This window comes from Flavobacterium notoginsengisoli (genome assembly GCF_042686225.1).
Taxonomy (GTDB): domain Bacteria; phylum Bacteroidota; class Bacteroidia; order Flavobacteriales; family Flavobacteriaceae; genus Flavobacterium; species Flavobacterium notoginsengisoli.
The window spans coordinates 972,882-995,498 of the sequence record NZ_JBHUOT010000001.1; the positions used below are offsets into that span (position 1 = coordinate 972,882).

General features: G+C 33.4%; 13 protein-coding genes. 10 read left to right on the forward strand and 3 right to left on the reverse strand.

What is annotated here, in order from left to right; genetic code table 11:
* Position 1 precedes the first annotated feature (1 nt).
* The 3 genes from ACFS3A_RS04110 to ACFS3A_RS04120 all read right to left on the reverse strand — a co-directional run bounded on the left by ACFS3A_RS04110 (position 2) and on the right by ACFS3A_RS04120 (position 5,089).
* Positions 2–2,383 carry a hypothetical protein gene (locus ACFS3A_RS04110; protein WP_379824071.1) on the reverse strand — a complete coding sequence of 794 codons (2,382 nt, stop codon included), beginning with the start codon at positions 2,381–2,383 and terminating at the stop codon, positions 2–4.
* A gap of 14 nt (positions 2,384–2,397) precedes the next feature.
* Positions 2,398–3,537 (reverse strand): cysteine desulfurase family protein, encoded by a 1,140-nt coding sequence (locus ACFS3A_RS04115; protein WP_379824072.1) that lies wholly within the window; start codon positions 3,535–3,537, stop codon positions 2,398–2,400.
* A 949-nt stretch (positions 3,538–4,486) separates the two neighbouring features.
* Positions 4,487–5,089, reverse strand: coding sequence for a transposase (locus ACFS3A_RS04120; protein ID WP_379824073.1), 603 nt, complete (start codon positions 5,087–5,089; stop codon positions 4,487–4,489).
* Positions 5,090–5,271: 182 nt separating this feature from the next.
* Here ACFS3A_RS04120 and corA point away from each other — a divergent pair, with 182 nt between their 5' ends.
* The 10 genes from corA (at position 5,272) to bglX (ending at position 22,579) form a co-directional block, all read left to right on the forward strand.
* Positions 5,272–6,345 carry a magnesium/cobalt transporter CorA gene (corA, locus tag ACFS3A_RS04125; RefSeq protein WP_379824074.1) on the forward strand — a complete coding sequence of 358 codons (1,074 nt, stop codon included), beginning with the start codon at positions 5,272–5,274 and terminating at the stop codon, positions 6,343–6,345.
* A 67-nt stretch (positions 6,346–6,412) separates the two neighbouring features.
* Positions 6,413–8,506: a phosphate acetyltransferase gene (pta, locus tag ACFS3A_RS04130; RefSeq protein ID WP_379824075.1), complete on the forward strand. Its 2,094-nt coding sequence runs from the start codon at positions 6,413–6,415 to the stop codon at positions 8,504–8,506.
* 235 nt (positions 8,507–8,741) lie between these two features.
* A complete protein-coding gene (locus tag ACFS3A_RS04135) occupies positions 8,742–9,926 on the forward strand; it encodes an acetate/propionate family kinase (protein WP_379824076.1) in 1,185 nt (394 codons plus the stop codon).
* A gap of 51 nt (positions 9,927–9,977) precedes the next feature.
* Positions 9,978–10,475 carry a hypothetical protein gene (locus tag ACFS3A_RS04140; protein WP_379824078.1) on the forward strand — a complete coding sequence of 166 codons (498 nt, stop codon included), beginning with the start codon at positions 9,978–9,980 and terminating at the stop codon, positions 10,473–10,475.
* A gap of 118 nt (positions 10,476–10,593) precedes the next feature.
* Positions 10,594–13,338, forward strand: coding sequence for a helix-turn-helix and ligand-binding sensor domain-containing protein (locus ACFS3A_RS04145; RefSeq protein WP_379824079.1), 2,745 nt, complete (start codon positions 10,594–10,596; stop codon positions 13,336–13,338).
* A gap of 244 nt (positions 13,339–13,582) precedes the next feature.
* Positions 13,583–16,612: a SusC/RagA family TonB-linked outer membrane protein gene (locus tag ACFS3A_RS04150; RefSeq protein WP_379824080.1), complete on the forward strand. Its 3,030-nt coding sequence runs from the start codon at positions 13,583–13,585 to the stop codon at positions 16,610–16,612.
* 4 nt (positions 16,613–16,616) lie between these two features.
* Positions 16,617–18,101: a RagB/SusD family nutrient uptake outer membrane protein gene (locus ACFS3A_RS04155; protein WP_379824081.1), complete on the forward strand. Its 1,485-nt coding sequence runs from the start codon at positions 16,617–16,619 to the stop codon at positions 18,099–18,101.
* Positions 18,102–18,172: 71 nt separating this feature from the next.
* Complete coding sequence (locus ACFS3A_RS04160; RefSeq protein WP_379824083.1) at positions 18,173–19,546, forward strand: glucoamylase family protein; 1,374 nt, start codon at positions 18,173–18,175, stop codon at positions 19,544–19,546.
* Positions 19,547–19,554: 8 nt separating this feature from the next.
* The gene (locus ACFS3A_RS04165; protein ID WP_379824084.1) at positions 19,555–20,268 is read left to right on the forward strand and encodes a carboxylesterase family protein; all 714 of its coding nucleotides are present in this window, start codon (positions 19,555–19,557) and stop codon (positions 20,266–20,268) included.
* 10 nt (positions 20,269–20,278) lie between these two features.
* Positions 20,279–22,579 (forward strand): beta-glucosidase BglX, encoded by a 2,301-nt coding sequence (bglX, locus tag ACFS3A_RS04170; RefSeq protein WP_379824085.1) that lies wholly within the window; start codon positions 20,279–20,281, stop codon positions 22,577–22,579.
* Positions 22,580–22,617 lie beyond the last annotated feature (38 nt).

Below are 22,617 nucleotides of genomic sequence, written 5' to 3' on the forward strand. Positions count from 1 at the left end.
TTTAATCTTCCAAACTTCCCATTAATTGTTCCATGCCGAAATTCAATAAAAAATCAGAGTAGTAGCTATCAAAAACATCACGGATATAATCATCAATGGTAATTTCTTCTTCATTATTGTCGGAAGTCAAACAGAGTTTGTAATTTTTCTTTTTGGTAATCATGTACAGGAATAAAGAGTGGAAGTACACTGAAGCAATATATCTTTTTTGGGCCACGATTATTTGTTCTGCATTTTTCAGCTTTCTTCGATAATTGAGAAATACATTGCTGTCTACATTTATATAGATTTTTTCCAGCATGTCTCCTGAAGCTACAGGATTCATAACTGTGTCATAATTCATGGAAATTCCCTGTAGTTCCACTTCTTCCCATTGTTCTTTTGTAACTTTTACAAGTTCAGGTAGTCCAATATTGTTGAACTCATCTTCTTGCTTTGATGCTGTTTCTTTTTTCTGATCAGGATCGACTATTTTCAGGAAAACAATTTCCTGAAAATAGTCGTCACCAGCAGCTTTTAAAGAAGCTTGTATTTCAATTTCGTCTCCCTGTCTTAAATCCGTATCGGGGTTGAATGTAATTTTGATTGTACCCTTATCTGGACTTGACTTGATGATATTTATTAATTCTCCTGGCTCTTTTTGACTACCTTGTTCGGTTCCTCCCTGTGAGACTGTGCGTTTTACATGCAAAACACTGACCTGTAAATCTCCGGGATTATCTGTTCTGTCAAAGTAATGATCCTCAACATCAGTTTCAAAACGCAAAGTCTTTTCGCCACCTACCGGAACAGGAATAGGATTGTGTGCTTTATGTTGTAATTTAAAAAAACTTGGAAAGCGTTCAGGCTTAAAAGGTATTTGTTCTTTTTCAGGTCGTCCTGTTGGCTGTTTTTTCTCAGGTTTATCCTTTGTTCTCTCTTCAAGTTTAAGGGTATTTTGCAGTAGCTTAAAGAGTTCGCTGTCCTTTGATAGGTTTTTAGCAAAGCTTTTTATTAATTCTGATGTATCCTCGCTTTCTAATCCTATTGAATCTTTTCTGCGTTTATTGATTTCGTCAAGCTTTGATTTCGTTAACTGTTTTTTTATGTAATCACGAAGTTCTTCGGATTTTGCTCCATTTTTTAAACGATCGCGTGAGGCCATAAAAAGATCTTTCCTGAAATCATAGTTCATCATCGTGCAATCTACATTTATAAGTAAATAATCCTTCAAAAGATTATATCTTAAGCCTCGGGTAATGAATTCGGAGGTATAATGGCCATGAACTTGTCCATTCATTGAAAATAAAGTGGACATGTTATTTTTGAAATACCTACGCTGTATATCGGCCTTTGTTTCTTTAACTGTCTTTCCGTCTTGTTTTGCCTTAAAAACATAGCAGGTAACTTTCATTTTGCCGAAAAGGGAGTCTTTATATTCTTCTGAAAACCAATCCTCCACATAGTCCTTTTCTTCCTCCAAGCGCCTTTGAAGGCCATATACTGTGGTTTCTAATACCTTATTGTTAGGATATCTCTCTTTTGTATCAATTGTGAATACTGGCAGTACCGGTTTAAAAAGGAATTCATTTAAATTTTGGTTTAAATCCTGTGCAAACCCAGAGACTCCTTTCATCTGATAGGAATACATTTTTATTATTGAACCGGTAGTGAACTGTTTATTAAGAAGTCGTAGATCAAATTCAGTGATAGCAAAAGAAGGTATACGTCCATTAATTTTTAAGTACTCATACCAAGTATTTTTTTTAGTTTCCAATTCGTTTTTAGATAGGGGGTGTTCTCTTACTAATGTAAAACCAAAGTCTCCAGAACCATCATATCTTTTTGAACCTATCAATTGATATCCTTTGCCACAAAATACAATTGCGCCGCTTCCACCCATGTTGTATTTACCCTGAACAAAATGGATTTCATTTTTATTTCCTCTCATTAAAGAAAGAAATGTGTCCTCAAAATCTTCAGGATGTTGCCCCTCTCCATTATCATATATTATAACTGAACTTTGTTTAGGTGGACCGTCAGCTATAATTTGAATGTCTTCAGCCTGTTTCCTTCTTGTTGTAGTCAAATCCCAATTTTTATTGTTTGGAAAGAACAAATCAATTGCATCGTCCATTGATTTAGGAGCTTCTTTTCCTTTTGGGTTTAAATCAGCGTCCAAACATTTTTTCATCAGAATTGCATCTATTGAATTGGTAACTTTTTCGACTAATGCAGCAATTGGATTTGATTGTTGATTTTCTATTATGCTGAAATTTGATTCAGTTCCTCCAATCGGAAACCAGTTATTGGGATCAGACAACATAGATTCTAGTGAAATCACTTCATCAATATCATTCTCCGTTTTGCAATTATAAATAGAAAGGAATAGAGCTTTCAGCATATAAGTTAATTTATTTAATTGTTGATGAATAACTTGATTCTTTGAATAAGGAACTGGATATCTTGCAAAGTGTTATCCTTGCCGATAGAAACACGCAGGCTGTTCATCGCATCTATATTATTTAAACCCATTGCCAATAAGACATGCGATGGCTCGATTATTGCAGAAGTGCATGCAGAACCATTGCTTACAGCAATATCCTTGTTTATGGCAATAAAAATTTCTGTATCTAATTGAGGTACGCAAATATTAGTTGTATTGTAGATTCTAAGAGTATTTTCACCATTGATGTAGGCACCTTCAATGTCTAAAAGTTCGCTTTCAAGAAAGTGTCGCAGATTGCTGATGTGAATTTTGTTAGCGTTCATTTCCTCTTTAGCTAGAGTGATCGCTAATTCTAGTCCCGAGATTAATGGCGTATTATAAGTTCCGCTTCGTAATCCATTTTCCTGTCCGCCGCCATGCATTAAAGGCTGTATTTTGTTTTGTTTGGTTATTGATTTATTGATGTAAATTGCGCCGATACCTTTAGGAGCATATAATTTATGACCTGAAAAGAATAATACATCGATTCCAGAATCATTTACATCAATTGGTAACTTCCCAATACCTTGTGTTGCATCACATAAAAAATAAACACCGGCTGTTCTTGCTATTTTTCCAATCTCAATAATTGGATGGATAACGCCTGTTTCATTATTTATCCACATTAGACAAATCAATAAAGTATCTTTTCTAATAGCTTTCTGTAAGTCATGCAAATTAATTTCTCCCGTACTATTTACAGGAAGATAATCGATTTCATATCCTATACTCTCCAAATATTGACAGGTTTCCAGAACTGCTTTATGCTCAGTAACACAAGTTATGATATGTTTTTTGGAATTATTATTATGTAGAGCTAATCCTTTTAATGCAAAATTAATTCCCTCAGTGGCACCTGAATTAAAATAAATTTCATCTGCATTTGCGCCTATTAATTTGGCAATATTTGTTTTAGCATTTTCAATTGCCATTCTTGAATTATTAGCAAAGAAATAGGAGCTAGATGCATTTGCATACAGCTCTTGAAAATTTGATGTGACTTCTGTGATTACTCTTGGATCCACAGGGGTCGTTGCATTGTGATCTAAATATATTATTTTGTTTTTCAAAAGACATTAATTAATGTAAGCTAATATAACACAATTTACTTTTTGAAATTTGATTTATTTTTAGGTTATGGTCAATTTTTAGAAATACACATGTTTTAAATTCAAGAGCTTATTGTTGAATGTAAGATGTTACACAAAATATGTTCCGTGAATCCTTTCTTAGTCTATAAAAACTAGAAATTCAACCAGTCATACACTTAATATTATTATTATTATTATTATTATTATTATTATTATTATTATTATTATTATAATAAGATTTTTTAAAATTATAAATTATGGGCTTAAAAAAAACAAGTATTTATACGCGTTTTAAAAGATTCACTTTCATAGGTCGATATGTTTTACTTTTACAAAATAATAAATGTTTCCAAAATACTTTTTGGACATTTTTTTCAAAGTGCTAGAGGATGTTTCTTTTCTGCTAAGTATTATTCCTCAGAGATAAATTAAATTTTTATTGTACCTTATTTGTACCATTGCTTTGTGAGGTACTGATTTATATGGAATGTTAGTTTTGAAGAAGTGAAATAATTCTTTAGTATTAAGTAATTAGTACAAAGTATTAAGATAGAAAACCGAGTCAGAAATGACTCGGTTTTTTTATGGGTTTATGTTTTTTTTATGTTGTTAAACCCGACAGGTTTTCAAAACCTGTCGGGTTTGCTATTGGATTGAGATTTAGTTTCGTTGTTTTTATTTTCTAAGTTCTTTCATCGTTTAGTTTTTAAGATGATTAAAGATAGAAAAGAGTCTTCTTTACCTTGAAGTTAAACCCGACAGGTTTCAAAAACCTGTCGGGTTTGCTATTAGATTGAGATTTTAGTTTTGTTATTTTGATTTTCCAGGTTCTTTCATCGTTTAGTTTTAGGGTGATTAAAGATGAAAGAGAGTCTCCTTTACCTTGAAGTTAAACCCGACAGGTTTTCAAAACCGGGTTTGCAATAAATTATAAATTAAGAAATTTTTCTAATGAAGTGAAATTCTCTTTTTCATTATGAGAAGATTTTAAATTGTCAATGTTTTCAAATAATGAAATCACTTTTTCACGTTTTAATTTAGTCGATTTCTCAGATATGCAAGCTGAATAAGAACTCCATGGATATTCTAGTGGATGTTCGCAAAAACCATGATTTACTGGATTGTAATGAATATATTTTATAACGGAACGTAAATAAGATTCATTACTGATTAGTTTTCTTTTAAAAGGTCTTTCAAATAAGGCTCCATGCCTATTGTAGCCTTTATTAATTGCTTTTGTGTAAGCGTTAAATAAATTTCCAAAAGATTGATGTGCAGGGATTATTTTTTTGATTTCATATTCCTTGTGGCTTTTTAGAATTTCTTCAAAAGTTTTAATTCTTACTAATAAATGAAAATGATTTTTCAGTAAACACCAAGCTAATGTTTCGGCAATTGGATCAATGTGTTTGGTATAAAGCATCAGGAAATATTCATGATTTCTATTTTCTTTAAATAGATTTTCACTATTAATTCCACGATTATAAATGTGGTAATATTTTCCAGATTCGAGCTTTTCAGTTTTTTGCATGTTTATTGTTCTTAAGAAACCCGACAGGATTCAAAACCTGTCGGGTTTAATCTAATATAAAAGTAGTAAAAAGATTACTTTTGAATATTTAGATATTTTGTTAAATCTTTCTGAGCAAACTGACAATTGTCATTTCTTCTTCGAATTCTTTTTCGTAATATTACTATTGTAAATTTTTTTGAATGAGAAAGATCAAATACAAGAAAGGACGCAAGCTGCAACACATCACATTAGAGTACACAGGAACACACAAAGAGCATGAAACCGAAATGCAGCTTTTTGTATATGATGATAATGATGTTGTTGAATATGATAAGTTTACGGTTTTGGCTTTAAATTCTTGTTTTGATTACACTAAAAACAATTGGCTAAATGTTCATGGCTTAAATGATATTGGTTTACTTAAAACCATTGGAACACATTTTAAACTTGATGATTTCCTTTTAGCGGATATTCTAAATACAACCAAAAGAACCAAGTTAGAAGAACAGCAAAATGTTTTATTCTTCAATATAAAATCCCTTTTACCTTCTGAATATTCAGATAATATCAGCGTTGAGCAGATCAGTTTTATTCTGAAAGAGGGAATTCTAATTTCATTTCAGGAAAAACGAAGCGATTTCTTTACGCATATTCGAGAGCGATTACGTACTCATGCGGGAATAGTTAGAACCAAAAAAGTAGATTATCTCTTGTATTTGCTTTTGGATGCCGTTATGGAAAACTTCTACATTACGCTGGAAGATGAAGAAGATAAGATTGAAGAATTAATCAATATAACTAAAAAAGAAGCGAAACCGGTTATTTTAGAGAAAATTGAAAATCACCGTGATAACCTGAATTTCTTAAAGCGTTCGATTGTGCCATTACGAGATTCATTATATTATCTGAAAACAATAAAAGACGATGACGAAAATAATGGCCTTATACAGAAAGAAACGTTTAATTTCTTCGTAAGGCTTCATCAGAAAAGTTTAGAGCTCTTAGAACAGATAGAATCGGATATGAGTGCATTGGAGAGTGCTTCTAATTTCTATTTTTCGGAACAAAGCCGAAAAATGAACGAGATCATGAAAACACTGACAATAATTTCAGCCATATTTATTCCGCTTACTTTTATTGTGGGAGTGTACGGAATGAACTTTGAATACATGCCAGAACTCAAAATGAGAAATGGCTATTTCGTAGTTATGGGCATTATGTTTTTACTGGTCATCGCTTTGATTGTTTATTTCAAAAAAAGACGTTGGTTTTAACGTTTGTTTCAGCGAGAAAAGAAATGATTTCTATTAAATTTTTTATTTAGAATAAATATAAATAATTATGAGTAAAGCAATATATATAGCAACAAGCGATCACAATAGTGGTAAATCGATTATTACGCTCGGTTTGATGAGTATTTTGATTGGAAAAACTGCTAAAGTGGGTTATTTCAGGCCTATAATCGAAGATTTTGTTGACGGGGATGTAGATAATCATATTGAGACTGTTTTGTCGTATTTTAACCTTGATATTCAGTTTGAAGATGCTTATGCCATTACCAAAAGCAGATTGATTAAGAAGAAGAATAAAGGGAAAATAGGCGAGGTTCTGGATTTGATTATTGAGAAATATAAAAAGCTGGAAGAACGTTTTGATTTCGTTTTGGTCGAAGGAACCAGTTTTACAGGAGAAGGAACTTCAATTGAATTGGATTTAAATGTTTTAATAGCTAAAAACCTTGGAATTCCAACCATAATTATTGGTTCCGGAGTTGGAAAAACGTTAGAAGAATTAGTTGACAGCTTGTATTTGGTTTATGATTCATTTAAAGTAAAAGAGGTAGAGGTTTTATCGGTTTTTGCTAATAAAGTACAACCTGAAAATATAGAATTGGTTACCAAAAGTTTACAGAAAAGTCTTCCTCCAAATGTTTTAGTCAATACCATTCCGTTGATTTCTAGCTTGAATAATCCAACTATGCAGGAAATTGTCAACGAACTGGATGCCAAAGTTCTGTTTGGAGAAAATTATCTGAATAACGAAATCGGTCATTACAGTGTAGGAGCAATGCAATTGCATAATTATTTGGTTCATCTGCATAATAATGCTTTAGTAATCACGCCGGGAGATCGCTCTGATATTATTTTAGGAGCTTTACAGGCAAATGAATCGGCTAATTATCCAACGATTTCCGGAATTATCCTAACCGGAAATATTGTTCCTGAAGAAAGTATTTTAAAACTTATAGAAGGACTTTCTGCCATTGTACCCATTATTGCAGTAGATGGCGGAACTTATCACATCACAAACAAAATTGGATCGATTAAATCGGAGATTTATGCCAACAATACACATAAAATTGAAACCTCAATAACCACTTTCGAAAAATATGTCAATAATGACGCATTATCTGAAAGATTAATCACTTTCCAGGCGGAAGGTATGACGCCGAAAATGTTTCAATACAACATGGTTAAAAGAGCAAAACAGCACCGAAAACATATTGTTTTGCCAGAAGGAAATGACGATCGAATTATTACCGCTGCGTCAAGATTATTGGACATGGATGTAGTCGATATTTCTATTATTGGAGATAAAAAACAGATTGAAAATAAAGTGGTAGAACTTGGAATTACATTTGATTTTTCTAAAGTAAATATTATCAATCCGATAGAATCTGAGTTTTATGAGGATTATGCGAATACGTATTACGAGCTGCGAAAAGCAAAAAACGTAAGTATTACAATGGCAAGGGATTTAATGGAAGATGTGTCGTATTTTGGAACAATGATGGTTTACAAAGGGCACGCAGACGGAATGGTTTCCGGAGCGGCTCATACGACACAGCATACGATTTTACCGGCACTTCAGTTCATTAAAACCAAACCCAATTCATCTGTAGTTTCTTCTGTCTTTTTTATGTGTTTAGAAGACCGCGTTTCTGTTTTTGGAGATTGTGCCATCAATCCAAATCCAACGGCAGAACAATTGGCAGAAATCGCTATTTCTTCGGCAGAATCAAGTGCAGCTTTTGGAATTGAACCCAAAATAGCAATGCTTTCTTACTCTTCAGGAGCATCAGGAAAGGGTGATGAAGTAGATAAAGTGAGAACGGCAACGGCTATTGTAAAAGAAAAAAGACCTGATTTAAAAATTGAAGGACCAATTCAGTACGATGCAGCAGTAGATTTGAGCGTTGGAAAAAGCAAAATGCCGGATTCTGAAGTGGCTGGACAAGCAAGTGTATTAATTTTCCCTGATTTAAATACAGGAAACAACACTTACAAAGCCGTTCAAAGAGAAACTGGAGCTTTAGCCATTGGCCCAATGTTACAAGGTTTAAACAAACCCGTAAACGATTTAAGTCGTGGCTGTACTGTAGATGACATCATTAATACAGTTGTCATTACAGCGATTCAGGCACAAGGAATGTAAATTCAATTAACAATTAAAAAATAGAACGCGGATGAGACAGATTCGCTATCGCGAAAACACAGATTTGCACAGATTTTATTTTGATGAAATGAAAAATCCGTTTTAATCCGCGTCTTTACGAAGTAAATCCGAATCATCCGCGTACTGATCTCAACAATAAAAAATTAAAGATTTCTATTTTGAGATTAAAACAAAAACTTAGTGACTTAGCGCCTTCGTGGCAAAAACATAAAAAATGAAAATACTTATAATAAACTCAGGAAGTTCCTCCATAAAATATCAATTAATGGTAATGCCTACAAATGAAGTAATTTGCAGTGGTATGATCGACAGAATTGGTTTGGAAACTTCAAATATTACCTTTAAAACAGCTTCGAATTCATTTGAAGAAATATTACCAATTCCAACTCATAAAGTTGGATTACAGAAAGTATCCGATTTGCTTTTGGATCCCGAAAAAGGAGTAATAAAAACAACTTCAGAAATTACTGCTGTTGGACACAGAGTGGTTCACGGAGGAAGTTATTTTTCTGATACAACAATTATTACCGAAGAAGTAAAAGACAAAATCAAAGAACTTTCAGAATTAGCACCTTTACATAATCCGGCACATTTGGTTGGAATAAATGTGGCTGAAGAAATTTTCTCAGATGCCAAGCAAGTCGCTGTTTTTGATACCGCTTTTCATCAGACTATTCCGGTTGAAGCCTATAAATATGCCATTCCAAATTTCCTTTTAACAGAACATAAAGTCCGTGTTTATGGTTTTCATGGAACAAGTCATAAATACGTTTCAGAAAAAGCAATTAGTTATTTAGAAAAGAATTCAAAAATCATTACCATTCACTTAGGAAACGGATGTAGTATGAGCGCTGTAAAAGACGGAAAAAGTATCGATACCACAATGGGATTTTCGCCTTCAAACGGCTTAATTATGGGAACCCGAGCAGGAGATATTGATCAGTCGGTTATCTTTTATATGATAAAAAGTTTAGGATATACGCCGGATGAGGTAAATTCGATTTTGCTGAAACAAAGTGGTATGCTTGGTTTAACCGGTTACAGCGATTTAAGAGATATTGAATCGAAAGCTCAGGAAGGAAATAAAGATTGTGAGCTGGCCTTATTGATGAATGCTTACAGAATCAGAAAGACAATTGGAGCATACGCAGCGGCTTTAAACGGATTGGATGCTATTGTATTTACAGCGGGAATTGGAGAAAATTCCTCTTTCATGCGTAATTTAATCTGTACTGATATGGATTATTTCGGAATTGAAATTGACAAGGAAAAAAATCAAATTCGTTCTAAAGAATTGAGAGAAATCAATACAGAAAAAGCTATTGTAAAAGTTTTGGTTGTGCCAACAGATGAAGAGTATGAAATTGCTAATCAGGTTTTTCAATTGCTTGAAAATTAATTAAGTTTGACCGAATCATAATCTAAATATTTATAAAAAGCTTTCAATTAGATGGCAATAACAAAAATTTCGCTTACAAAAGAAGATATTCAATTAGTAAAGAATAAAATAAAAGCGAATTCTACGATTAGAATTTTAATTTCAGGCTTTTCGCTTCTGGTTCTTTTAATTGTTTATTTAGCTGTTAGTTGTGATGCCTCAAATTCAGCTTTTTATCATGTCCGGATTGTAATAATTGTAATAAACGCTTTTCTTCTTTTGGGTTCGCTTAGAGATGCTAATTTGTATAATGATCTAAAAGAAAAGCGAAAATATGTTGGAACCGTAAAAGTGAAGAAAAAGGAATATTTCTATGATCAGGAAAATAATTCTGAACTTCATCAGATTGTTTTTGATGAATGGAGAATTGGAGAAAAATTGTTTAAAAAAGAATTTTGGAATGATATAAAGGAAGGCGATGAATTCTATGTTGAACAAGCGGCAAACTCTGCCCTGGTTTTAAAACTTGATAAAGAGAATATAGATTTTAGAATAGGATTAGTCTTGTAAATATTACGTAACTATTTTATTTCTAGTTGATAATAAGAAAAAGCTTCCCGCACGGAAGCTTTTTTAGTTTTCGGTAATTAAATTTTTGTGAGTATCTTTGAATATAAATCCACACATCTTGAAATCGATATTATTTAACCCCCTTTTTTTCTTTTTCATTGCTTTACAACTTCAGGCACAAGAATTACTTCCATTTGTAGAAAATTACAGCAAATCTGATTATCAGGGCGATAATCAAATCTGGAATGTGGCTCAGGGTAATGATGATGCCATGTATTTTGCCAATAACCATTATTTGCTTCGTTACGACGGCGTAAAATGGGAAAAATATACACTTCCAAACAAAACCATTATTCGCTCTATTTTGATTGAGGGTGATAAAATTTATTCCGGATCTTATAAAGAGTTTGGTTATTGGTACAGAAAAGACGGAACGATGCATTATGTTTCAATCACCAAAAATCTGAGATTATTTGATGAAAGAGATAATGAAGAGATCTGGAAAATTTTCAGGTTTAACGGTTCGCTATATTTCCAATCTTTCAACGATGTCTTTATTTACAACGGAAAAACAATCAAGAAAATCAAATTCCCTTTTCTTATTTCGTACTGTTTTGCAGTAGATAAAAATCTGTATGTAGCTTCTGTTCAGGATGGAATTTTTAAAATGAATGATAAATACATTTCAAATCCAAAAGGCTGGAATGTTCTGAAAAAAACAGTCGTTCATGCTATAGAAAAGTACCAAAATAAGACCTATATATTTACCCAGAAAAAAGGCGTTTTCGTTGTGGATCAAAATGGTCTCAAAAGTTGGGACAATCCGATAAACGAAACTTTAAAATCGGCTACAATAAATGTGGCTAAATTTATAAAAGGAGAAAAAATAGTTATTGGAACAGGAAATAGAGGAATTATCATTCTGGATTTAAAAACCAATTCTTATAAAAACATCGAGCGTGATAATGTTTTAATGAACAACTCCGTACTGAGTTTAGGATTTGATAAAGAAAACGATCTTTGGGTTGGTTTAGATAACGGAATTGCACATGTAGAGGTCAATTCGCCGATTTCTTTCTTTTATGATAATTCGGGACTTTTAGGTTCGGTTTATTCTGTGGCGACTATTAATAAAGGGTATTTAATCGCTTCCAATCACGGAATTTTTGAATACAGTGCAGGAAAATTTAATATGATGCCCAATACGCAGGGTCAGGGTTGGAATATTTCTTTAATAGATGGAAAGTATATTATTGGCCATAATGATGGAACCTTCTCATATGAAAATAATACGCTGACCAAGATAAACGGTGTCAGCGGAGGCTGGAACATGTCTAAAAGCAGTATTAATGATACGTATTTTCAATCGACTTACAGTGGAATTTTAGTTTACAATAATCCGGCTGATCTTTCTCATTATAAAATTATCAAAGATCTGGCGAAACCTATAAAGTATGTAGCACAGAATAAAAAAAATGAAATTTGGGCAGCAGATAATTATCGCGGATTGTATCGTGTTGTGTTAGATGACAATTTCAATACTTTAAAAGTTGAAAATGTTACGCAGCAGAGCAAAATAATAAACGATTTTGGCATCAAGATTTTTGAATTTAGAAAAGAAATACTCTTTCTAATAAATAATGTTTGGTACACTTATAATTCGATTGCGGGTAAACTGGAAGAAAACGAATTGTTTAATGAAAGTTTTAAAAACGTAACCGATATTGTTTCTATAGATGAAGACCATTTTATGGTTTTGCAAAACGGAATCTTGTATCATATTTATGTTGAAGGAAATAAATTTATATGGAACATCATTCAGGAAAAATATTATAAAGGAAAACTCATCAATGAAAATTTAAGAATTTTTAAAAAAGACAATTATTACTTGTTTAATCTTGATGATGGATTTATTTCGCTTAAACTAAAATATGAGAATAAACAAAATTCTAAAATAGAAATAGAAGCATTTAGTAATGATGTCTTAGTTCCAAATGAATCCAAAATTAAATTCAATACCGAATTAAGAATAAATGCCATTTCCGGAATTTACGGAGCCAGTAAACCGAATTTGTTTTATAAACTGGATAAAGGAAAAGATTTTATTCCAATTTCTGACGGATTAATTATTCTCAACAATTTAAGTAGTGGAAATCATGCTGTAGAAATCTTTAAACATGACGGGGCAACATATGAAAAAGTTTCTAATTATAAATTTAAAGTTTCGGAACCCTGGTATTTTTCTTTTTGGATGATTTTGCTTTATTTGTTTATAATTGCGGGAGTTTTATTTTTCTATTATAAATGGAATAAATTCAGATATACACAAAAATTAAAATTGCAGGCTGAAGAATTAAAACATCAGAGAGAGATTCTGGAAATGGAATTGAAAAAAGAAAATGAACTTAATCTTCAGGAATACGAAAAACATATTTTAGAATTAGAACTGCAAAGTAAATCTTCTGAAGTGGCCGGAAAATCTTTGTCTATTGCGAAGCAGACAGAAATGATTGATAAAATTCAGGGAATTCTGGAAACAGAAAAAGATTTTTCTAAACTGAAGAGTGAAATCAAAAAAGCGATTAAGATTAATGAAGTAAATAAACATGAATGGGAAATATTTGAAACCAATTTAAATCAAATCCATAATGAGTTTATTATAAATCTTTCTAAAAAATATCCACACTTAACTCCAAAGGATATCAAACTATGCGTTTATCTAAAAATGAACCTTTCTTCTAAGGAAATTGCTCCTATGATGAACATCTCTTTTAGAGGTGTAGAACTGCACAGATATCGTCTAAGAAAGAAGTTAAACCTTAATCAGGACGAAAACCTGTCAAAGTTTTTATTAAGTCTGTAAGATTTGATTTTATTTTTTACAGATATTCTATTTTTAGATATCAATTTTTACATAATTCTAATACATCATTACTACATCATAACGTTATGTTAAAGAAAAATAGTAAGTATTTATTATGTTGATAATCAGTTATATAATCTTAAAATTTAACATAATGATGTAGCTGTGTTGTAGTGGTATTTGATGTACTACAACGTTGTAATTGTTTAATTTGGCTCTACTAACTTAAACGATTACGTACTGTATGAAAAATTTTATTTTTAGCTTTTTAGCACTCTTGTTGCTGCCTACATATATGATGGGGCAGGCACAAGCAATTAAAGGGAAAGTAGTAGACAGTAGCGGAATGGGAGTTCCGGGAGCAATTATTAGTGCTTCTGAATCCAGAGCTTCTGCTGATGCTGACTTCGATGGTAATTTTACCATTAATGCTAAAGTTGGGGAAATCTTAAAAATCTCTATGCTTGGTTTTGATGCTGTTTCTGTTCCGGCAACAGCGGGTCAAATGACTATTACATTAAAAGAAGCAGGTGATACTGCTTTAAAAGAAGTAGTTGTTATTGGTTATGGTACCAGAAAGAAAATTGACAATACTTCAGCAATTACTTCATTAAAAGCAGAAGATGTTACAAGAACAAAAGTACTAAACGCTTCTCAGGCTATTCAGGGTAAAGCAGCAGGGGTTCAGGTAACTTCTTCAGATGCTCCGGGAAGTACACCTTCTGTAGTGATTAGAGGTTTAGGTACTGCATTAGGAGGAAGAAATCCTTTATATATTGTTGATGGAATGCCGACGGAAAACATCAATAATATCAATACAAACGATATTACATCGTATGAAATCCTTAAAGATGCTTCTTCTCTTGCTATTTATGGTACCAGAGCGGCAAACGGGGTTATCATTATTACTACTAAAAAAGGTAAAGGAGACAAAGTTTCTGTAGAAGTGGAAAGCTTTGGTGGTATCAGAACACCACTTAAAAAAGTGAAAATGGCTGATGGAAATCAATATGCAAGCTATACTAACGCAGCTTTAGGAACAAACAGATTCTCTACAGATCAGCCAGTAAATACAAACTGGTTTGATGAAATTACAAGAACGGGTACTTATACTCAAAATAATATTTCTATTTCTGGTGCTACAGAAAATGTGAAATATTTCTTTAGTGCAGGTAACTATCAGGAAAAAGCGATTTTGAACGGTTTAGATTATAGCCGTACAAGTTTTAGAAATAACAATGAATTTAAACTTTCTAAAAAAATCACTTTAAATCAGAACTTTAGCTTTACAGCAGCTAATTCTACTCCAAAACCATTAAGTGCTTTTACAAATGCATACAAACAGTCATCAATTATTCCTGTGCGTTTTTCAAATGGTCAGTATGGTGCGCCTTTTGCAGATGCAAGCGGAGTAGCAAGCCCAACAGGAACTTCATTCAATAACGTTGGTAATCCGGTAGCTCAATTGGATTTTTATGACGAGCAACAAAGAAGTATTACACTTCAGGGTGGTTTGAAATTGGACTATGAAATCTTAGAAGGTTTAAAATTCACTTCACAATTTAATGGTGAATACTATACCTGGAAAAATTACAATTTCGAGGATACTAAAAATGTTTGGTTAGCTGCTAACCCAACTCGTAAAGATGGAGACTATACAAGTACTGATCCTATCAATTTATTGACTAGAGGTAGAGAGCAGTATTTTAACTGGAACTTATCTAACTATTTAACTTATAACAAAGTATTTGCTAAAATTCATGATGTTGAATTAACTGCAGGTATCGAAACTTCTGTAAAAGGACCAAGAGAAAAACTGGTTATTACCAGAAAAAATGTAAGTCCTGATTCCAACTATTGGTCTTTATATAATTCAACAGATGCTAAAGGTGTAGATTATTCAGGTACTGTTACAAACTTACAGGATATTGTGTTCAACGAGAGTAAATTAGCTTCTTATTTTGGACGTGTACAATACAAATTAATGGACAGATACTTAGTTACCGGTACTATCAGACGTGACGGATCTTCAAACTTTGCAAAAGATTACCGTTGGGGAACTTTCCCATCTGTAGGTCTTGGATGGATTATGACTAAAGAAAGTTTCTTGTCTGATATAAAAGGAGTTGATTTAATTAAATTAAGAGGAAGCTGGGGTAAATTAGGTAACCAAAATGTACCGTTGAATAATCAAGGTTATGCTTCTGGATTAAATAGTTATTTAGGCGGATCTATCTTAAATGATGGTACTAGTATTACTTCTCAGATTGACCCTACTTTAACTTGGGAGATTACTGAGGAAGCTTCTGCAGGTTTAGATTTTGAATTGTTCCAAAACAGATTAAAAGGATCTTTTGATGTTTATGATAAAAACACAGACAATGTTATCCTTAATGTGAAACCATATCCAACTTCTGGTATTACTGTAGCAACTCCTTCTCACGTTGGTGAAGTTTCAAATAAAGGTTACGAGATCGCTTTACGTTGGGATGATAAAATTACAGATGATTTAAGCTACTGGATTGGAGGTAACTTCTCTCACAACAAAAACGAACTTACAAGTTTAAAAGACGTTTCATTATCTCAGGTTATTGGAGGTAATTTAGGAAACGGTCAGGATACTAAGTTGTTATACAATAACTCAATCGGTCAGCCATTAGGTAGTTTTTACCTTTATGAATATGCAGGTGTAGATCCGGCAAACGGAAATATGCTTTATTATAATGCGTCAGGAGCTAAAGTAACTCAGGATGCTTTATCTGCAACAGCTGATAAAAAATATGTTGGTTCAATTTTACCAAATAAAAACTACGGAGTTACTTTAGGATTAGTTTACAAAAACATTGATTTCTCTGTTGATGGATATGGAACTGGCGGAGCTAAAGTTTACAATGGTAAAAAAGCGCAGCGTTTTGGAGGTGAAAATATTGAGGCTTCTATGACAAACGATTACTGGACTCCAACTAATACAACATCACCAAATCCAAAACCATTTAATATTGTTCCTGTTGCTTCGACTTATTATATGGAATCAGCAGATTTCTTTAGAATCAACAACATTACAGTAGGATATAAACTTCCTCTTAGACAAGACTTATTTATTAGTTCTTGCAGAATTTATCTTAATGCAATCAACCCATTCATTACACAAAAATTCTCTGGTTTCTCTCCTGAGTTAAATGGAGACGGAAATCCTTACGGGACACAAGGTGTAGAATTGGATGCATACCCTACATTAAGATCATTTGTAATTGGTGCTAATTTAAAATTTTAATATTATGAAAAAGATATATATATCAATCTTCGTGTTAGCAGCATTTACGTTTACAGGTTGTGCTGATGATTACTTAGATGTTAAACAAACAGAAACAGTTTCTGTAGATGATATTGAGTTGTACAACAACGACAATGGAGCAAAAACTTTTGTGACTTCAATCTACAGTAAATTCTTAGACTGGGATATGAGTTCATTCGGATGGATTGGATTGGCAAGTATTACTTCTGATGATGCTGACAAAGGATCAACTCCAAGTGATACCGGTACAGATAAAGATGTTTTGGATGCTTTGACTTACAATGCATCAAATCCATCTGCTGAAAGTACATTTAATGCAAACTATGATGGAATCAACAGATGTAACCAGGCATTAGCTATTCTTCCTAAATTGGATAAAGCGGATCCTGTATTAAGAGAAAGATTAATGGCAGAGGCAAAATTTTTAAGAGCTTTCATGTACTTTACTTTAGTAAAATGTTATGGAGGTGTGCCAATTGTAGACCACGTATCCAGTATTCCATTATCTGCAGAAGATAAAGCAATGCAGTTAACTCGTAAAACAGCTGCTGAGGTTTATGCATTTATTGAAAAAGATTTAACAGAAGCTGCTGCAGTTTTACCAAATAAATCTCAATACGCTGATTCTGAAAAAGCAAGAGCGTCAAAAGGAGCGGCTTATGCTTTATTAGCAAAAGTGAGTTTGTATCAGAAAAAATGGCAAGCTGTTGTAGACAACTGTAATCTGGTTACAGGATATATCATTTCTCCAGATTATGCTAAAATGTTCAGATTAGAAGGAGAAAATGATGGAGAATCTATTTTTGAAATCAATGGTAATGGTGCTGTTCCGGCTCGTGGAATTCAAGGGTATTCTAATACTCAGGGTGTTCGTGATGCATGGGGATGGGGATTCAATCAGCCTTCTCAAAGTTTAGTAAATGCTTACGAAGCCGGAGATGTTAGAAAAGATGCTACTATCATTTTTAGAGGTACAACTTTATATGATGGAAGAGTAATTCCAGTGATTAGTGCAGATGATCCTAATCCAAGATATAACTTTAAAGCCTATTCTTCTGCTTATACAAGTGCTTGGGAAACAGATGCTAATATTAAATACTTAAGATATGCTGAGGTTTTATTAATGAAAGCTGAAGCCTTGAATGAATTAGGTCAGACTTCTGAAGCAATTCCATTATTAAACGTAATCAGACACAGAGCTGGTTTAGGAGATACTCCTGCAACTTCTCAGGCAGCAGTCAGAACTGCAATCTGGAAAGAAAGAAGAGTAGAATTGGCTTTTGAATTTGACAGATTCTTTGATTTAGTTAGAACAGGTCAGGCAAAAGATGCTTTTGCAGCCGATAAGAGCACTTTCTTCCCTAACGGAAGAGTATTCACAGTAGGTAAAAACGAATTGTTCCCAATTCCGGCATCATTTATTTTAGTTGCTGAGGGAATGTCTTCTCAAAATCCTGGATATAATTAATATTCTTAAAATCACTTCCTTCTGGTTTCCAGGAGGAAGTGATTATTTATTACAATCTCAAAATCTTTATAATGATTAGAATTTCAGTTTTATTTTTAGCTTTTACTTTTTTTGGTTGCGGCAATACAGATAAATCAAAAAAAGAGGTACAGGAAAATACTTCTGTTGTTGCGGCATTAACAGATGAACAGCTTTTAGATGCTGTTCAGAAACAAACTTTTAAATACTTCTGGGATTATGCTGAACCCAATTCGGGATTAGCCAGAGAACGTTATCATCCGGATGGAGTTTATCCTGAAAACGATTCAAATATCGTAACAACAGGTGGTTCAGGTTTTGGATTAATGGCTTTGGTTTCAGGAATGTCTCAAGGTTATATTACAAAAGAAAAAGGTGTAGAAAGACTCAACAAAATTGCAGATTTTTTAGGCAAAGCAGATCGTTTTCACGGAGCATGGTCACATTGGATTGACGGAAATACAGGAAAAGTAAAACCTTTTGGAACCAAGGATAACGGCGGCGACTTAGTCGAAACTTCATTTTTGGTTGCAGGAATGATTACAGTTCGTGAATATCTTAAAGATGGTTCTGAAAGTGAAAAAGCAGTTGCACAAAAATTTGACGCACTTTGGAAAGGGGTAGACTGGCAATGGTTTACAAATAATAAAAATGTTTTATATTGGCACTGGTCTCCAAATTATGCCTGGCAGATGAATTTTCCTCTTCAGGGGTATAATGAATGTCTGATTACTTATGTAATGGCAGCATCTTCGCCAACACATTCAATCGATGCAAAAGCATATCACGAAGGATGGGCGAGAAGCGGAGGCATAGTTTCTTCAAAAACAAAATATAATCTGCCTTTAATTTTAAAGCACAATGGTGCAGAAGAATTTGGTGGGCCTTTATTCTGGGCGCATTATTCTTATGTAGGTTTAGATCCAAATCAGTTGAGCGACAAATATGCTAATTACTGGGATTTAAATGTAAATCAGACCAAAATCAATTATCAGTATTGTGTTGAAAATCCAAATAAAATTCCGGGTTATGGTCCTGAATATTGGGGATTAACAGCATCTTATTCCAGAAATCCTGATGGATCTGTGGGATATAATGCACACATGCCAAGTAACGATCAGGGAGTGATTTCGCCTACTGCAGCAATCAGTTCAATTGTTTATACGCCTAAAGAATCTTTGACTTTTATTCGCAATTTATACGAAAATCATAAAAAAGAAACCTGGGGAGAAGCAGGATTTTACGATGCACTTAGTTTAGGAAACAAATGGGTTGCAAAACGATATCTGGCAATTGATCAGGGACCTGAAGTTGTTATGATTGAAAATTACAGAACAGGTTTATTATGGAAATTATTCATGAATGCGCCTGAAGTAAAACAAGGTTTAACAAAACTTGGATTTAAATCCGGGAAATATGGGATTTAAGAAATAATATGAAATACAAATTAGCCTTTTTATCTCTTTTGATTTCTCTGTTTGGCTTTAGCCAAAGCGAAACAACAGGAAAAATTAATACCGTAATAATGGCAAAGTATGAGTTGGGTTATGTGTTGCACAAACCTGCGAATACAAAAGACAAAAAGCCTTTGATAGTCTTTATTTCCGGAGATGGAGAAAAAGGAACCGATCTTGAAAAAGTAAAAATTAACGGGCCTTTAAAATATTTAAAGACGCATCAGTTAGATGCATACGTTCTGGCTCCGCAATGTAAGTCAGATGAAGATTGGGATATCGAATCCATTTACCAGCTGATTGTAAAAGTTCAGAAGGAAAACAAAATTGATTCAGAAAGAATATATGTTACTGGTTTGAGCTCAGGAGGTTGGGCTTCGTGGAAATTGGCTTTTACACATCCGGATCTATTTGCCGCAAACGTACCTGTCGCTGGTTTTGTAGATTTAATTCAGTTAGAGCACGCTTGTGAAATAGCCAATATTCCAACCAGAATTTACCACGGATTATTAGATGATGTGGTAAACGTAAATTATGCAATCACGATTTATAAAGAATTGAAAAAGTGTAATGCAAAAGATGTAAAGCTGACCATTTTTGATGATGCGAATCACGACAGCTGGACAAGAGTTTATGATAATCAGGAAATCTACGACTGGATGTTTCAGCAGAAAAAAACGAATACAAACAAATAAATAAATTAGAATGAAAAACAAATTAGTCTTACTTTTTTTAGGATGCGCTGTTTTGGGTTATGCTCAAAAAAAGCCTGCTAAAAATACAGTAAAAATTAAACCAAAGTCTGAATTTGTAGCAGAGTTAATGTCAAAAATGACTTTAGACGAGAAATTGGGTCAGTTAAACTTGCCAACATCTGGTGATATTACCACAGGGCAGGCAAACAGCTCAAATGTGGCAAAAAATATTGCTGAAGGTAAAGTGGGCGGTTTGTTCAATATAAAATCAGTACAAAAAATTAAAGAAGTACAGAAAATCGCCGTTGAAAAAAGCCGTTTAAAAATTCCGTTGCTTTTTGGTATGGACGTTATTCACGGTTACGAAACAACATTTCCAATTCCGCTTGGATTATCTTGTACTTGGGATATGGCTTTAATTGAAAGAAGTGCGCAGATTGCAGCAAAAGAAGCAAGTGCAGACGGAATCAATTGGACATTCTCTCCAATGGTTGACGTTTCTCGCGATCCAAGATGGGGAAGAGTTTCTGAAGGTTCAGGAGAAGATCCGTATTTAGGAAGCCAGATTGCTAAAGCCATGGTTAATGGTTACCAGCAGCACGATCTTTCTAAAAACAATTCAATCTTAGCTTGTGTAAAACACTTCGCATTATATGGTGCTCCAGAAGCTGGACGTGATTATAATACTGTTGATATGAGCCACATCAGAATGTTCAACGACTATTTTCCTCCTTACAAAGCGGCTGTTGATGCTGGAGTAGGTTCGGTTATGGCATCTTTCAACGAAGTTGACGGAATTCCTGCAACTGGAAACAAATGGTTAATGACAGATGTTTTGAGAAAACAATGGGGTTTCAAAGGATTTGTAGTAACAGATTTTACCGGTATTCCTGAAATGATTCCTCACGGAATGGGAGATTTACAACAAGTTTCTGCTTTAGCATTAAATGCGGGAGTTGAAATGGATATGGTTGGAGAAGGTTTCTTAGGAACTTTGAAAAAATCTTTAGACGAAGGAAAAGTAAAAATCGAAACAATCGATAATGCTGTAAAATTGATTTTAGAAGCAAAATACGATTTAGGATTATTCCAGGATCCATACAAATATTGTGATGAGAAAAGAGCAAAAACTGAAATCTTCACAACAGACAGTAGAAAAGAAGCGCGTGAAATTGCTGCACAATCTTTAGTTTTATTAAAAAACCAAAACCAATTATTGCCGCTTAAAAAATCAGGTACAATTGGGTTAATTGGACCATTAGCAGATGCTAAAGAAAACATGCCAGGAACCTGGAGTGTGGCTACAAAAATGGAAAATGCTGTTTCATTATTAAGAGGAATCAAAGAAGTTGCCGGAGCAGGAACTAAGGTTTTATATGCAAAAGGAAGCAATTTAGATTACGATGAAACTTTTGAAACTAATGCTACAATGTTTGGTAAAACCTTACACCGTGATGCTCGTACAAAAGAAGAATTATTAGCTGAAGCTTTAAAAGTGGCTGAGCAGTCAGACGTAATTGTGGCAGCTTTAGGAGAATCTGCAGAAATGAGCGGTGAATCTAGCAGCCGTACAAACTTAGAGATTCCACAAGCGCAAAAAGATTTATTGAATGCGTTATTAAAAACAGGAAAACCAGTTGTATTAGTTTTATTTGACGGACGTCCGTTAGTAATTACTGACGAAGAAAAAACAGTTCCAGCTATTTTAAATGCTTGGTTTGCTGGTACAGAAGCTGGTTATGCTATTGCTGATGTTTTATTTGGAGATGTAAATCCTTCTGGAAAATTGACTTCAACTTTCCCAAGAAGCGTTGGTCAATTGCCAATTTACTACGCACACAAAAATACAGGAAGACCGCTTTCTAACACAGAAGGGAAATTCGAAAAATTCAGATCAAACTATATTGACGAAAGAAACGAACCTTTATTTCCATTCGGATTTGGTTTAAGCTACACCACTTTTGATTATTCAAACTTGAAAATTTCTTCTGATAAGATGAACTCTACTGGAAAATTAAAAGTAACAGTTGATGTAACGAATACTGGAAATTTTGACGGAAAAGAAACGGTTCAATTATACATTAGAGATTTAGTTGGTTCTGTAACAAGACCAGTTAGAGAATTGAAAGGTTTCCAAAAAATAGCGCTTAAAAAAGGCGAAAAACAAACAGTAAGTTTTGACATTACTGTAGAGGATTTAAAATTTTATAACTCTGATTTACAATTTGTAGCAGAGCCTGGGCAGTTTGATATCTTCATTGGAGGTAATTCAAATGCCGATAAGAAAGTTAGTTTTGAGTTAACTAAATAGTTGGTTTATTGATTAGTAATTAGCCCTTCGCGTGTTTG

What these genes read in the sequence shown, in the direction of transcription:
- ACFS3A_RS04165 (WP_379824084.1), top strand. Translation starts at nt 19,555, where the DNA reads ATGAAATACAAATTAGCCTTTTTATCTCTTTTGATTTCTCTGTTTGGC.
- ACFS3A_RS04135 (WP_379824076.1), top strand. Translation starts at nt 8,742, where the DNA reads ATGAAAATACTTATAATAAACTCAGGAAGTTCCTCCATAAAATATCAA.
- ACFS3A_RS04110 (WP_379824071.1), bottom strand. Translation starts at nt 2,383, where the DNA reads ATGCTGAAAGCTCTATTCCTTTCTATTTATAATTGCAAAACGGAGAAT.
- bglX (WP_379824085.1), top strand. Translation starts at nt 20,279, where the DNA reads ATGAAAAACAAATTAGTCTTACTTTTTTTAGGATGCGCTGTTTTGGGT.
- pta (WP_379824075.1), top strand. Translation starts at nt 6,413, where the DNA reads ATGAGTAAAGCAATATATATAGCAACAAGCGATCACAATAGTGGTAAA.
- ACFS3A_RS04150 (WP_379824080.1), top strand. Translation starts at nt 13,583, where the DNA reads ATGAAAAATTTTATTTTTAGCTTTTTAGCACTCTTGTTGCTGCCTACA.
- corA (WP_379824074.1), top strand. Translation starts at nt 5,272, where the DNA reads ATGAGAAAGATCAAATACAAGAAAGGACGCAAGCTGCAACACATCACA.
- ACFS3A_RS04160 (WP_379824083.1), top strand. Translation starts at nt 18,173, where the DNA reads ATGATTAGAATTTCAGTTTTATTTTTAGCTTTTACTTTTTTTGGTTGC.
- ACFS3A_RS04140 (WP_379824078.1), top strand. Translation starts at nt 9,978, where the DNA reads ATGGCAATAACAAAAATTTCGCTTACAAAAGAAGATATTCAATTAGTA.
- ACFS3A_RS04120 (WP_379824073.1), bottom strand. Translation starts at nt 5,089, where the DNA reads ATGCAAAAAACTGAAAAGCTCGAATCTGGAAAATATTACCACATTTAT.
- ACFS3A_RS04155 (WP_379824081.1), top strand. Translation starts at nt 16,617, where the DNA reads ATGAAAAAGATATATATATCAATCTTCGTGTTAGCAGCATTTACGTTT.